The 13,725-nt window shown below is 45.4% G+C and carries 18 protein-coding genes; all 18 read right to left on the bottom strand.

What is annotated here, in order from left to right:
- Positions 1 to 9 precede the first annotated feature (9 nt).
- Positions 10 to 798, bottom strand: a complete 789-nt coding sequence (gene fliR, locus MKY42_RS12055; protein WP_090895987.1) for a flagellar biosynthetic protein FliR — start codon at positions 796 to 798, stop codon at positions 10 to 12.
- Between the two features lie 10 nt (positions 799 to 808).
- A complete protein-coding gene (gene fliQ / locus MKY42_RS12050; RefSeq protein WP_024630226.1) occupies positions 809 to 1,078 on the bottom strand; it encodes a flagellar biosynthesis protein FliQ in 270 nt (89 codons plus the stop codon).
- Positions 1,079 to 1,103: 25 nt separating this feature from the next.
- Positions 1,104 to 1,859: a flagellar type III secretion system pore protein FliP gene (fliP, locus tag MKY42_RS12045; protein ID WP_079694684.1), complete on the bottom strand. Its 756-nt coding sequence runs from the start codon at positions 1,857 to 1,859 to the stop codon at positions 1,104 to 1,106.
- Positions 1,856 to 2,392 carry a flagellar biosynthetic protein FliO gene (locus MKY42_RS12040; RefSeq protein ID WP_063566401.1) on the bottom strand — a complete coding sequence of 179 codons (537 nt, stop codon included), beginning with the start codon at positions 2,390 to 2,392 and terminating at the stop codon, positions 1,856 to 1,858. The genes fliP and MKY42_RS12040 overlap by 4 nt, the downstream gene beginning before the upstream one ends.
- Positions 2,393 to 2,403: 11 nt before the next feature.
- Complete coding sequence (locus tag MKY42_RS12035) at positions 2,404 to 2,769, bottom strand: response regulator (RefSeq protein WP_017689175.1); 366 nt, start codon at positions 2,767 to 2,769, stop codon at positions 2,404 to 2,406.
- A gap of 28 nt (positions 2,770 to 2,797) precedes the next feature.
- Complete coding sequence (gene fliY / locus MKY42_RS12030) at positions 2,798 to 4,060, bottom strand: flagellar motor switch phosphatase FliY (protein ID WP_109999834.1); 1,263 nt, start codon at positions 4,058 to 4,060, stop codon at positions 2,798 to 2,800.
- Positions 4,050 to 5,048, bottom strand: coding sequence for a flagellar motor switch protein FliM (fliM, locus tag MKY42_RS12025; protein ID WP_090895983.1), 999 nt, complete (start codon positions 5,046 to 5,048; stop codon positions 4,050 to 4,052). The genes fliY and fliM overlap by 11 nt, the downstream gene beginning before the upstream one ends.
- A gap of 39 nt (positions 5,049 to 5,087) precedes the next feature.
- The gene (locus MKY42_RS12020; protein WP_090895979.1) at positions 5,088 to 5,546 is read right to left on the bottom strand and encodes a flagellar basal body-associated FliL family protein; all 459 of its coding nucleotides are present in this window, start codon (positions 5,544 to 5,546) and stop codon (positions 5,088 to 5,090) included.
- Entirely contained in the window at positions 5,546 to 5,767 is a 222-nt protein-coding gene (locus MKY42_RS12015) for a flagellar FlbD family protein (RefSeq protein WP_024630220.1), read from the bottom strand. Before MKY42_RS12015 ends, MKY42_RS12020 begins: the two co-directional genes overlap by 1 nt.
- Positions 5,768 to 5,833: 66 nt before the next feature.
- Positions 5,834 to 6,652 carry a flagellar basal body rod protein FlgG gene (gene flgG / locus MKY42_RS12010; protein WP_090895977.1) on the bottom strand — a complete coding sequence of 273 codons (819 nt, stop codon included), beginning with the start codon at positions 6,650 to 6,652 and terminating at the stop codon, positions 5,834 to 5,836.
- An 82-nt stretch (positions 6,653 to 6,734) separates the two neighbouring features.
- On the bottom strand, positions 6,735 to 7,118 hold the full coding sequence (locus MKY42_RS12005) for a TIGR02530 family flagellar biosynthesis protein (protein ID WP_090895975.1): 384 nt from the start codon (positions 7,116 to 7,118) through the stop codon (positions 6,735 to 6,737).
- Positions 7,115 to 7,660 (bottom strand): flagellar hook capping FlgD N-terminal domain-containing protein, encoded by a 546-nt coding sequence (locus MKY42_RS12000; protein ID WP_090895972.1) that lies wholly within the window; start codon positions 7,658 to 7,660, stop codon positions 7,115 to 7,117. Before MKY42_RS12000 ends, MKY42_RS12005 begins: the two co-directional genes overlap by 4 nt.
- 19 nt (positions 7,661 to 7,679) lie before the next feature.
- Complete coding sequence (locus MKY42_RS11995) at positions 7,680 to 9,053, bottom strand: flagellar hook-length control protein FliK (protein WP_090895969.1); 1,374 nt, start codon at positions 9,051 to 9,053, stop codon at positions 7,680 to 7,682.
- 42 nt (positions 9,054 to 9,095) lie between these two features.
- Positions 9,096 to 10,031 carry a kinesin gene (locus MKY42_RS11990; protein ID WP_090895967.1) on the bottom strand — a complete coding sequence of 312 codons (936 nt, stop codon included), beginning with the start codon at positions 10,029 to 10,031 and terminating at the stop codon, positions 9,096 to 9,098.
- Between the two features lie 44 nt (positions 10,032 to 10,075).
- The gene (fliJ, locus tag MKY42_RS11985) at positions 10,076 to 10,528 is read right to left on the bottom strand and encodes a flagellar export protein FliJ (protein WP_090895964.1); all 453 of its coding nucleotides are present in this window, start codon (positions 10,526 to 10,528) and stop codon (positions 10,076 to 10,078) included.
- A gap of 11 nt (positions 10,529 to 10,539) precedes the next feature.
- A complete protein-coding gene (gene fliI, locus MKY42_RS11980; RefSeq protein ID WP_053783794.1) occupies positions 10,540 to 11,859 on the bottom strand; it encodes a flagellar protein export ATPase FliI in 1,320 nt (439 codons plus the stop codon).
- A complete protein-coding gene (locus MKY42_RS11975; protein ID WP_090895959.1) occupies positions 11,846 to 12,706 on the bottom strand; it encodes a FliH/SctL family protein in 861 nt (286 codons plus the stop codon). The genes fliI and MKY42_RS11975 overlap by 14 nt, the downstream gene beginning before the upstream one ends.
- Positions 12,699 to 13,715, bottom strand: coding sequence for a flagellar motor switch protein FliG (gene fliG, locus MKY42_RS11970; RefSeq protein WP_053783792.1), 1,017 nt, complete (start codon positions 13,713 to 13,715; stop codon positions 12,699 to 12,701). Before fliG ends, MKY42_RS11975 begins: the two co-directional genes overlap by 8 nt.
- Positions 13,716 to 13,725 lie beyond the last annotated feature (10 nt).

Here is a 13,725-nt window from a genome sequence, read left to right as displayed (position 1 = left end):
CCGTTTCACTCAGCCTGGCCTTTGTCCAATAGTCCCAAGCAAGTTTTCCATGGCTGTGAACATTACTTCGAACAATTGACTAAACACAAAGCCAAAACTGGGAACCAGCAAAAGCAAAATAGCAAGTCCAACGAGTACCTTAAGCGGCATTCCGACAGCAAATACATTAAATTGTGGAGCCGTCTTGGCCAAGAATCCCAGCCCTACATCTGTCAAAAACAGAGCTACTACAATTGGCGCAGACATCTGAAAAGCCAGCATAAATGATTGGCCTAATGTACTCACCAAAAATTCAGCAATACTTCCATCTGCCAATCGTAGAAAGAATACATTCGACAACGGAATCCAGCGATAACTGTAAACAATGGCATCGAGCAGATAATGATGTCCGTTCATTGTCAGAAAGAGCAATACCGCAAAAGCATATTTGAAGTTACCTGTAAGCGGAGCAGATGCACCTGTCATTGGATCATATACGTTGGCCATACCAAAACCGATCTGAAGATCGATAAAGGTTCCTGCTGTCTGTACAGCCGTCATTAACAGATATGCAACAAAGCCTAGGAGCAAACCAATCAATATCTCTCGGATAACCAGCAGGATATAACTCAGATCTGTAGGGACAACCTGATCTATGCCGTATACCATATACACAGTAAAGGTTACAAATGCCGATAAACCAATTTTAAGAGAATTCGGCACATTCCGAGCCGAGAAGACTGGCGCAGTTACAAAAAATGATGCTATTCGACAAAACATAAGCAGAGCGACAGGAAAACTTTGCAACAATGTCTCCATCTGCAACAGCCTACCCTATGTATCTGTATAAATTATCGAGAATGTTATACGTGAAATCGACCAGTATATTCAATATCCAAGGACCAAACAAAAGTACTGCCAGAAGTACAGCAATGATTTTAGGCACAAAGGCCAGGGTTTGCTCCTGAATTTGAGTGGTTGCCTGAAACACACTGATAATGAGTCCTACAACCAGAGCTAGAATAAGCATAGGTGCGCTGGCCAGCAGTGAAGTATAAACTGCTTTCCCGGCCAGACCGATAATAAACTCCGAAGTCATGACCGTCCTCCTTTAATATGCCGGCTCAAGTGTTAAAACTCAGCAACAGTGACTTCACGACCAGATACCAGCCATCGACAAGTACAAATAACAGTATTTTAAAAGGTAATGAGATCATTACAGGTGGAAGCATCATCATACCCATAGCCATGAGTGTACTCGCAACTACAATGTCTATAACCAAGAAGGGAATAAAGATCATGAATCCCATCTGGAATGCTGTCTTCAACTCACTGATTGCATATGCCGGTACCATCACAGTAATCGGAATATCCTGGTATGTGCTGGGCTTTTCGGTTTGATTGTACTTCATAAACAGCAATAGGTCTTTCTCCCTAGTGTGGGAGAACATAAACTTCTTCATGGGATCCGCAGCTTTTTCCAACGCTTCGGTTTGTGTGATGTCTCCCTTAAGATAGGGCTGAAGCGCTACCTGATTAATGGATGACAACGTCGGTGACATGATGAAAAGTGTCAGAAAAAGTGCTAAACCGACCAGCACCTGATTGGGTGGCATTTGCTGCGTACCCAAGGATGTCCGCACAAAACCGAGAACGATAACAATCCGTGTAAAACTGGTCATCAGTACCAGCAAGGCTGGTGCGATACTAAGTACCGTGATCAACAGGATAATGGATAGTGAACTCGTGCTTGGTGTGCTCCCATCCCCGTTCCCAATTTGAATATCAATATTCGGAATCGGTTCGGCAAAGGCAGCAGTGACGGAAGCCAGACTGATGAGTCCTATGAAAAAACACGCTAACCAAATCTTTTTCTTCATGAATCCCTCGACCGATCTGTAGTATTGTCTTCTTCCAGGACCTTCTCCATCTTCTCTTTACGGTTAGGCATCTGCCGAAGTTTAGATTCAAACAGTTCGTGAAAAGAGGTTGTATCCTCGAGTTCCATTTCTCGCGGCGGTTCATCTTTGCGCAAGCGGGCAGCCAGCTTTGCAATAAGAGGCGAAAGGCTTCCCTGTTGTGCTGAAGCATCCCGTTCAAATGAATCAATGATTCGCTGAGCCTCTTCAAGATCCGAAACCTTATCCACCAGCTGTATGTCATCACCCACACCGAGTAGGTAAACGCTACCGCCAATTTCTATAATTTGCAGCGACTTGTTTGGTCCCAGTCCGACCCCACCCAAAATACGAATTGTGCCGTTCCGGAACCATCGCTGATTCCGTTTGTTTAGAAAACGAATCAGATAGACTATAAGAACCAGAATGACGGCCAGGACAACAATCACCCATACAAGCTGAAAATAATAATTGACTCCCGTGCCCACATCATCTGGAATCTTATCCTGAGCCATCATCATGTCTCTTAAACGCCCAGCGTTTTGCTGATTGCTTCGATAACCCGGTCAGATTGGAACGGCTTCACGATGAAATCTTTAGCTCCGGCCTGGATTGCATCAATAACCATCGCTTGTTGACCCATCGCAGAGCACATAATTACTTTTGCGTTGGCATCAATTTTTTTGATTTCTTTCAAAGCTGCAATACCATCCATCTCAGGCATGGTAATATCCATTGTGATCAGATCAGGACGAAGCTCCTTAAACTTCTCAATTGCTTGTGATCCATCCTGTGCTTCGCCAACGACCTCGTATCCGTTTTTGGACAAAATGTCCCGGATCATCATTCTCATAAATGCAGCGTCGTCCACGACTAAAATTCGGTTTGCCATCTTGATTCAAGTCCTCCCTAAATTGTGCTTATTGTAATTTCTGAATTCGGTCCCATTGGCTTACGATATCTATAACACGAACACCAAAGTTTTCGTCGATTACGACAACCTCACCTTTGGCAATCAACTTGTTATTCACCAAAATATCGACAGGTTCACCGGCCAGTTTGTCCAGCTCGACAATTGAACCTTGTGACAGTTCTAAAATATCTTTAATTTGCTTCTGGGTCCTTCCTAATTCTACGGTGACTTTAAGGGGAATGTCCATCAATAAATTCAAATTGTTTTCGTCTACCTGGCCGAACGCCCCATTTTGCAAATTGGCGAATTGAACCGGTTGTACGTTTACATTCCTATTCGGCACACCGCCGTAATGCTGCGGTACACCATAAGGTTGCTGCGGAGGCATGCCATAAGGCTGCTGTGGCGGCATTCCTTGAGGCATCCCCATTGGAGCCTGTCCATAGCCATTATAATCTTGAACAGGCGGCTGCTGCGCCTGTGGCGGTATCTGTTGCTGAACCGGAGGTTGCTCAGGGGCAGCCGGTACTGCTGCCGGTGCTGGCTCAGGTGTAGACGCAACTGGTGCGCTAGCAGTAGACTCTTGGGCTCCGCCAATCAACATCTCTACCATTTCTTTTGCAAAATGCACGGGAAGCAGCTGCATGAGATTGGAATCAATCAGATCGCCAATCAACAGCCGGAATGATACTTGGATCAGAGTCTCATCTTCTGGAAGATTGCTGACTCCCTCACCACTTTCCATATTGAGAATATCAATTCCCGGAGGAGAAATATTCACGAAACGGTTAAAGATTGTGGACATGGATGTAGCAGACGAACCCATCATCTGATTCATAGCTTCCTGTACTGCACTGATATGGATTTCATTCAATTCTTCATCAACCGGATTCCCTTCACCGCCAAGCATCAGATCGGCTATGACTTGAGCATCCCGTTTTTTGATGACTAATGAGTTGATTCCTTCAAATCCATCTACATAATTCACATGGACTGCAACGTGAGGCTTAGGAAAGGCTTCATCAAACTGTGTCCGACTGATGATGGACACCTTAGGTGTTGTAATATCTACTTTTAGGCCTAATAGCGTGGACAAAGCTGTCGCCGCACTACCAAATGTAATGTTACCAATCTCCCCCAAGGCATCCTGTTCCAGCTCGGTCAAAAAATCATCAACTGTTTTCTCAGCCGGTTCCGAACTGTTCATCGATTCCGATTGTCTGAGCAAAGCATCGATTTCTTCTTGGGATAAATAATCCTTACTCGTCAAATTCTTCAACTCCTTCGGTGACAATCTTGTCTATTTGCACAGCCACACGATCCTTGATCGTTCCCGGGCTCCCCATATACTTCAGTCTGTCTCCAACTTTAATGGACAGTCCCTCATCAACGGGTTTGTTCAACGTAATGACATCGCCAACCGACAAACCCAAAAATTCAGCAATCGAAATCCTGGATTCTCCCAACTCCGCAACGACGGGCAGTTTAGCTTTGTTCACACGCTCTCTGAGAGCATCATATTCTTCCGGCGCTCTCGTCTTTTTCTCCGAAACAAACCACTGATGAGTCGACAACCGGGACATAATAGGCTCAAGAACGACATGCGGGATACACAAATTGATCATGCCTGTGGTGTCACCGATTTTGGTGCTCAGTGAGATCAAAGCAATGGTCTCATTGGGGGATACAATCTGCATAAATTGCGGATTGGTCTCCAGTGCTTCCATCCTTGGAGAAATATCCAACACCGTCTTCCATGCTTCCTGCAAACTCTCAAACGCACGGCTGAATATTCGCTCCATAATCGTCGTCTCAATTTCCGTCATCGATGCGATCTTGGTCGGTGCATTTCCTGTTCCGCCAAGCAGACGATCCAGCATTGCATAACCCACGTTGGGATGAACCTCCATCACCATCCGTCCCTGTAATGGCTCCGCCTCAAATATGTTCAATATCGTCATCTTTGGAATAGAACGGATAAACTCGTCATAAGGCAGCTGTTCAACCTGAACGACATTGATCTGAACGAACGTCCGCAGTTGGGCTGAAAAATAAGTGGTGAGAAAGCGTGCAAAGTTTTCGTGAATACGGGTCAAGCTTCGAATATGATCTTTGGAAAAACGAACCGCCCGCTTAAAATCGTAGGATCTAATTTTCTTTTGAGTTTCTTCCTTTTTCAATTCCTCCGCATCCATCTCACCAGAGGAAAGGGCAGCTAATAGGGCGTCAATCTCATTTTGTGATAATACATCCACCATGTTCTCACCCCCTTACAGATTTACAGCGTGTCCTGTTCATTACATTGGCGCCATCACAAAAGCAGAAAAACTAGTGCTGGCAAGTTTACCTTCTGGTAAAGCTTCATTAATAAGCTCGGTCAATTTTTTATTAAATTGAATGCGACCTTTCGCTGTAGCCAGCTCATCAGACTTGGTATCCGCAAAAGTCTGGATGATAATAGGCTTCACCGTGATTTCCTTAATTTTCTCAAAATCTTCTTTAGCCTTTTTGTCGGATAATTTGAAAGAAAAACTTACAACTACAACATGGTCTATATCAGCCAAATTGGTTTTAATTTCTCCAAGCTCTGAGGAAACTGCAACAATCTCATCCGCAGTCATCTTCTTCTCTGCCGCGGCTGCCGTATGTGTATCAATCTTATTCCCGTTCTGTCCTTGCATAAATACAAACACAACCACCACAATGAGTGTTATAGCTAGCAAGCTTGTTGCAAGCCAAGGCAACATCTTTTTCATCAGGACTCCTCCGTTTGCTGCACTTTAATAGTGGCTGCCTGAACCCCGATTTCACGGTTGTAATCTTTAATTTTGGAAATAACCTCATCGGCTTTCTCAAGCACAATAAGTCTCTTTCCGGTTACCAGAGTAATATACGTGTCTGGTGTCTCTTCCACAATTTCAACCATCAGCGCATTTAACCACATGGGAGAACCATTTAACCGCGTAACCGAAATCATGCTAAGCCCCCTTGATCAGAGTGGAGGAGCAAGCTCCTCCACGCATTAAAAATTGCTAATCAGCTATTAACGTTTCAGGTTAACAACTTCCTGAAGCACTTCATCGGACGTTGTAATAATCCGTGAGTTCGCCTGGAATCCACGCTGAGCAACGATCATCTCTGTGAATTCACCTGTTAGATCCACGTTGGACATTTCAAGTTGTCCTGCAATAATAGAACCCGTACCATTCTCGGCATCATTTGCTGTTAAAGGATCAAGTGTGCCATCAGGATTGGCATTGGCTGTCATTCGGTAAAGATTACCCCCTATTTTTTCTAGACCTTCAGGGTTGACAACTTTCCCAATACCCAGTTGAGTTTCACTTTCGATTGTTCCGTCAGCCATTGTTTGGTTAATCATACCGTTTTGGCCGATTGTAAAGGAAACGACATCATCAGCAATTGTGATTGGTCCACCTCCACTGTCTAGTACGAAGAGGCCGTCAGATGTAACCAGATTACGGTCCGCATCTACGTGAAAATCCCCAGCACGAGTTAGGAATGGAACTTCCTGATCCTCCGACATCGCAACCAGAAAGAAACCATCTCCATTAATACGTAAATCTGTTGGATTGTTTGTTGTCATAGGACTTCCTGCAAGATGCAATGTGTCAATTGATCCTACAGATACACCCAAACCGATTTGCTTCGCATTCACACCACCTGTTGGAGTATCCGTTGGTGCAGTCACCCCTGCAGTGGTCTGGCTCATAATATCTTTGAACATGACACGGCTACCTTTAAAACCAACCGTATTCACGTTCGCAATATTATTACCGATAACATCAAGTTTCGTTTGAAAACCCCGCATCCCGGAAACGCCTGAGTACATTGATTTCAACATTTTTTAAAAATCCTCCCAGCCTTAATTTGGTTACCGCGTCAGTCGGTCAGCGGCATTCCGGCTCCCGAGAAGGGCCAGCCGGTCAAGAAATGATTACAGCACTATCAATCTGGGTGAATACATTATCCTTCATGCTTTCACTATCCATGGCTGTAACAACAGTACGATTTTTGACATTAACGATAAAAGCCATATCTTTCATCAAAATCAAGGATTCCTTGGCTCCTTTGGCAGCAGCCTTATCCAGTGCAGTTCCAATCTGCTGCATCTGCTCAGTCTTAAGTTCAATACCGCGCTGTTCTAGCCTTTTGGCAGCATGATTACTCAATTTAAGGAGGTTGTCTTCCAATACCTGTGCAAAAGGGCGTTCAGGTACATTGGATGCTTCTCCCGCTTTGGAGCGGTTAAGCAAATTGGGTGTAATTGGACCTGAGTACAGTTGGCCTACGGTTATGCGGTCACTCATAACATGTTTCCATTGTCTTCAGGCTGTGCTGATGGTTCTGGTTCCTTGGTTTCGTTCGTTACAGTTGAATCTGCAGCGTCCTGAACTGGAGTTTCATTTTCCTCAGCCTGTGTTGGATTAGTTACCTGAATAATTTCATCTAGCTTGATTTCGTCATTGCCCACTTTGGCGTATTGAACACCATCTCGTACGATAATGGAATCCACAATCCCCTGACGGAGGGTTCCGTTATCCTCTTTATTAGAAGAAAGCCAACTGATCTCGCGGCCAATCATACCCGATACTGTCCCAAGGGACTGATTCAAAGTCTTGAGCTGAGATGAGATATTCACCAGTTGTTCTACCGAACTGAACTGAGCCATCTGAGCGATAAATTCCTTATCTTCCATTGGCTGCATCGGATCCTGATTTTGTAGCTGAGTGATCAATATTTTAAGAAACTGATCCTTGCCTAACTCTTTTGTTGCAGCGCTTGTTGTAGCTTTATTCGCTGCCGAATAGTTAGGCCATGTATTATTGGTAGAAATCGCTTCATTAGCCATCTTTTCACCTCATTTCTGTTTAAGCCTCTGCTGTAAACGTGTCTCTTTGCAGGTCGTTTCCTTCCTCATGCTCACTGCGCCAGTTGCGTAATTCTTCCTGGATTGTTGCTGTAGTTACAGCATCATCCGATTGTTCTTCACGTTCACGTGAGCGACGTTGTTGCTGAGAATTGCTCCCTGGCTGGCGTCCACCATCCTGGTACATTTGTGACCCCAGAGAACTGTTCTGAGTAACCTCAAGTCGTTCCACTTGAATGCCTTGAGCTTGAAGCGAGCTACGCAGTTGCATCATTTGCTGTTCCAGCATGTCTTTCGCCATCGTATGCTCAGTCATAAACCGTGCAACCAATTGCCCGTTTTGCAAAGTAATTTGCACATCCAGCTTACCCAGATGCTCCGGACGTAGTGAGATAGTTGCCTCCGAAAATCCCTTTTGCTGCACGATATCCAGCTTGTTCACCACAAACTGTGTCATCTCTTTTGCAAACTGAGATGCTTGCATGACAGGTTCGGCTGGTTTACCTGCTGATGTCCCGGATGAACGTAAGGACAACTCTCCTGCCGTAATGATACTTGAATGGTCCACTTCTAGAGCTTCATTTGCAATAGGTGTTGAGTCCGTTTCCGCTGTAACTTTAATTCCAGTATTTGAAGCGGCCGCAACAAGAACTTGTGATGCCACTGAGTCTTGCTTGGACGTTTGATTTGTTGGAGCCACTTGCACAGCCTGATCCTTAGCCACCGCTAATGTATCCAGAATGGATTTAAGTTCAGTCCACCCTTTGTTAAGACTGGTGTCAACGCCAGCATCCTGCAGCTGACTTTGAAGAGATTGAAGCAGATGCTTGAATTCTGGAGCATTCTTGACAACTGTACTATCCGGCTCATTCATACCCGCAATTAACTGTGTGAGCACATCCTGCAATACAAAGCGCACTGCTGCTGGATGTTCCGCCAGATCAATTGCTGATGCTGCATTTCCCGCTTCACTTGTAGGCTCATTAGAACCATCAGCTTGAATACCAGCATTATTATCTAATTGAGCGTACATCTGCTGAATCAGACTTTGTAAATCCCCTAGTAGTGACGGATCATTTTCCAAAGCTTCATCTAGTGAATCCAAATCTGCGAATAACGAACTCAAGATATCAGTGATCGATGTTTGTTCCCCGTCTTCACTAGCTGCAAAGGTAAACATCAGCGGATTCGCTGTTAAGCTCGCTGCTGCAGCCGAACTGTTCTCAGCCGTTGCATCACCACTCAATGATTGGGCAAGAGTTTGCAAAAAATCACCAGCTCCAGCAGTTGCACCTTTGGATCCAGTTCCAGCTGTCTGTGCTGCTCCTGTTGTCTTGGCAGATGATGTGGATGCCATTTGATATACAATCGACATTTATTTTCACCTCCTCTCCGTAGTAAACAGAAGTTACTACTCTTACTTGTTACCCATTAATTTATTTAATATTTTTGCAGTCTCAACCGAATTTTCAGTCGACATATTTTCCAGCAATTGAGATCGTGTAGCATCGTCGACAGAATTCAAAATGGTCAAGGTTTTGTCCGGACTCAGCTTGTATGTTTCGAGCAACAGCTTGGCTCCACTAGAAGCTGACATGGAAGCAAACGTTTGACTAAGCTGATTTTTATCCAAGTTTTTGGAATTGGTTGTAGACGCCGTTGATGTCGTTGCAGTCTCTTTCTTTAATCGAGATTGCAGTGCATCCAGAGCCAGATCACCGGATGGTTTCGCATCCTTCATCATCATCGTGACATCAGCCGCTGTTTTTGGGTCCATCTTTTCCAGCACCTTGGTCCGTGCAGCCGATTGCATCGCACTCAGAAGCAGTACCATCTCTTCATTCGTCATATTTTGCAAAATCGGCGCGGCTTTACTAGGACTCATCTCTGCATACATCTTCGCCAAATCTTTAATTTGTTTCTGATAATCAGACTCGGTCTCTGGATTCTGCGCAGCGGTTTCAGCAGCTTTTTCCGCATCATCCAATTTCTTTTGCAAATCGCTTGCTTTCTTCGCCTCTGTGGTTGTGGCATCCTTTGCTGCTTTGAGCTCTGTTTCTTTCTCGCTTACTTGTGCCTTCAGCTTATCAATTGTCGCTTCTGCACTCTCGACCTGCTGCTCGCTCTTCTCCAGTTTCTTTTTCTCCGGATCTAGCACAGGATCAGGTACCCAGTCCTTCACGACAGGAATTTTGTTAGCTACTTCAAGCAGGTTGTTGCGAATATCTACATTAAATAGCGTGAGCAAAACACCCAACAAAACCACAGTGAACACAATTGGGATTGAAATCATCAAGAACTTTTCCCAACCGCCGCTCGACTCTTTTTCCATATCTGTGTCTTTAACAGCCATTGTTCATTTTCCTCCTTCACGAGACAACTTCGCGTCCGGCCACATCAATTCGCGCGTCCGGCTTTGGCAGCGAAGCGTACAGTAGCCATCTCGTCCAGATCGTTCTGTTCCCGGAGGAGCATCTCCTGCTGAAATTTGATTTTGGCCTTGTCTCTCGCCCCAAGCCATACTTTTTCGTCCATCATTTTGCCGTTCAGAAACGTCTGATTCCGTTGCACATTGACCTCAGCATGTCTGACATCACTGCTTTTGCGTGAGATGCACTCGTCAAGGTGATGGACATACCGTTGCATCTCCTGCAAGCTGGATACGGAAGCTGAACTTTCCGTAGCGGATTGAATGACATCAATCAGTTCTTTTTTATCATTTAATAGTTGTAAAAGATGCTCTTCCTCCGTCTGAAGTTTCCCGATGGCTGTGGATAACATCCATTCCGCTTGCGTTTTTTCATTGCTTTTCAGGTCAACAACCTTCTGGAAATGATATCGAAATTTCATCGTTTACCCATTCATCTCCTTGCAAATTCAAGAATCAAACGTTCCTGCACTTCACTCAGCGTTACTTTTTCATCAACTTTCTGCCTTGTAAAATTCCAGATGCTATCAATCTGGTCTATGGATTCATCAATGGCAGCATTTGAACCTCTTTGATAAGCCCCAATGTTGATTAAATCCTCAGATTCCTTGTACACAGCCATCAGTCTCTTCATATTATTAACGGCTTCCAGCTGCTCTTCAGGAGCAATATCCTTCATAACCCGGCTAATGCTTGCAAGCACATCAATGGCAGGGAAATGACCTTTGTTCGCGATGGACCGATTCAGTACAATATGACCATCCAATATACCTCTCACCGCATCTGCGATCGGTTCGTTCATATCATCCCCGTCGACAAGGACGGTGTAAAAAGCAGTAATCGAACCTGTGGGTCCAGTCCCTGCTCGCTCAAGCAGCTTGGGCAAACTCGCAAAAACAGAAGGAGTATATCCTCTCATTGCAGGAGGTTCCCCCACAGCAAGTCCCACTTCCCTCTGTGCCATGGCATACCGTGTAACGGAGTCCATCATCAACATGACATTCATGCCTCTATCTCTGAAATACTCCGCAATCGTAGTTGCGATGACCGCACCTTTGATTCGAATCAGAGCAGGTTGATCAGAGGTAGCCACAATAACGACGGATCGTTCCAGTCCTTCCGGACCCAGATCCCGTTCAATAAAGTCACGAACCTCACGGCCCCTCTCCCCCACCAAAGCAATGACATTGACATCTGCCGCTGTATTGCGGGCGATCATACCCATCAACGTACTTTTACCAACACCCGATCCGGCAAAAATGCCGACCCTCTGTCCTTTGCCAACCGTCAACAGACCGTCAATGGCTCTCACACCTACACTCATCGTTTCGAGTACCCGTGGACGGTCCATCGGATTCACAGGCGTGTTGGATGTGGAGTACATTGGCATTCTGGAGGGCAACAAGGAACCATCCAAAGGTTGTCCCAAGCCATCTAATACCTTGCCGAGCAATTCAGATCCAACCTGAACCCCAAGTGGTTTACCCGTTCCGACCACATCACATCCAGGACCAATGGACTGAAGTTCACCGAGCGGCATGAGCAATACTTTGTTATCCCGAAACCCGACAACCTCTGCCTGAAGAGGCTTGGCAGATTTTCCGGGGTAGATGTAACATACATCACCAATGCTAGCATCCGGACCTTCAGACTCAACCATAAGACCAATGACCTGAGTGACCTTACCGTTAATGCGAACGGGATCAAATTGTTTAAGATGTTCCATGTATCGCTGTGAGCTAAGAATCTTCATGTTGATTTTTTCGCCCCTCATCCTCAAGTGCTATGCGGATCAGTTCTTTTTTAATTTCAGCGAGCTGGGTATCAATTCTGGCATCTACACTTCCAAACGACGACCGTATAACACACCCCTTGTCTTTTACCGTAGCGTCAGGCAAAATCTGTAACTCTGCCTGAGAGTCAATTGCCATAGCCAACTCTTCACGTGCAGCCTGCACAAAAGAAAATTGCTCAGGTGCCACACATAAGGTGATCATCCCCTGTTCACGTTTGCGGGACAAACTTTGACGAATCAGTTCAAGCGTGTGTTCCGGTTCAACGGAGAGTTGTTTGTCAATCACCTTCTCAGCGATACCACAGGCGAGATCCACAAGGAAGGGCTCTGCTTCCTGAATAATCAGGTCTTTGGCAACGTAAGCTTCTTCAAGCACTCCACGGGCTTCCTTCATCATCTCTTCGATCTTCACCTGGAGATCCAGTTCGGCCTGTACTTTGCCTTCTTCAAAACCCTGCTGAAAACCTTGTGAACGAAGCGCTTCAGTCAGATGTTCATCCTGCTGACGCTGCTCCTGCCACCAGCTATCAATCTGTTCACGGGCTTCTTGAAGCAATCGCTCCGCTTCCTCCGAAGCTTCACGTACCTGCTTTTCTGCAAACTCCTTGGCATCCTCCAGCATTTCCGCAGTAAGACGTTGTGTTTCTTCGTCCACGCGTGCCTGCAGCATCTCAGCTTCGGAACCTTCAGCACGTTCACCATCTAACTCCGCATCAGACTCCTGTCCACCATAATGATGATGATTTTCGAGTCGTTTGCGGTCATCAACCGGCACATACTGGAAAGATTTAATCAAATTAGACAATGATATCATCTCCTCCACCACGAGCGATAATGATCTCACCAGCTTCTTCCAATCTACGGATCGTTCCTACGATACGGGTCTGAGCTTCCTCAACATCACGCAACCGAACGGGTCCCATGAATTCCATTTCTTCCTTGAACGTCTCGGACATCCGTTTCGACATATTCCGGAATACAGCATCCCGTACTTCTTCGCTTGCCACTTTGAGTGCCAACTGCAAATCGGCGTTGTCGATATCCCGGATAATACGCTGGATCGAACGATCGTCCACATTGACGATATCTTCGAATACAAACATCCGTTTTTTGATTTCTTCTGCGAGTTCTGGATCTTGGATTTCTAGCGAGTCGAGAATAGTACGTTCCGTACCACGGTCGACGCCGTTCAAGATCTGAACGATGGATTCGATACCACCCGCATTTGTATAATCTTGCGTAACAGTAGAAGATAGTTTCTGTTCGAGCACCCGCTCCACTTGAGAAATGACTTCTGGAGAAGTACTGTCCATAACAGCAACCCTACGTGCTACATCGGCTTGTTTCTCTTGTGGTAACGAAGACAAGATCGCTGCTGCCTGCTCAAATTGCAAATACGATAATACCAGAGCAATCGTTTGCGGACTTTCGTTCTGAATAAAGTTCAAGATTTGATTCGGATCGGCCTTACGCGCAAAGTCAAATGGTCTAACTTGCAGCGTAGCCGTCAAACGGTTAATAACTTCGAGTGCTTTTTGCGACCCGAGTGCTTTCTCGAGAATTTCTCTCGCGTACGTAATACCACCTTGAGAAATGTATTCCTGTGCGAGACAGATCTGGTGAAACTCAGACATAATCATATCTTTTTCGGAAGCATCTACTTTGCGAACGTTGGCAATTTCCAACGTCAGTTGTTCGATCTCCTCATCCCGCAAATGTTTGAAGATTTGCGCGGATACTTCCGGACCTAATGTAATCAACAAAATTGCTGCTTTTTGTCTTCCAGTCAGACCTTGACTGCTTGCCTTCGCCAATGCGTTCACC

The sequence above is a fragment of the Paenibacillus sp. FSL W7-1088 genome (assembly GCF_037969855.1).
Taxonomy (GTDB): Bacteria; Bacillota; Bacilli; order Paenibacillales; family Paenibacillaceae; genus Paenibacillus.
This window is presented reverse-complemented; position numbering and strand designations above follow the sequence as displayed.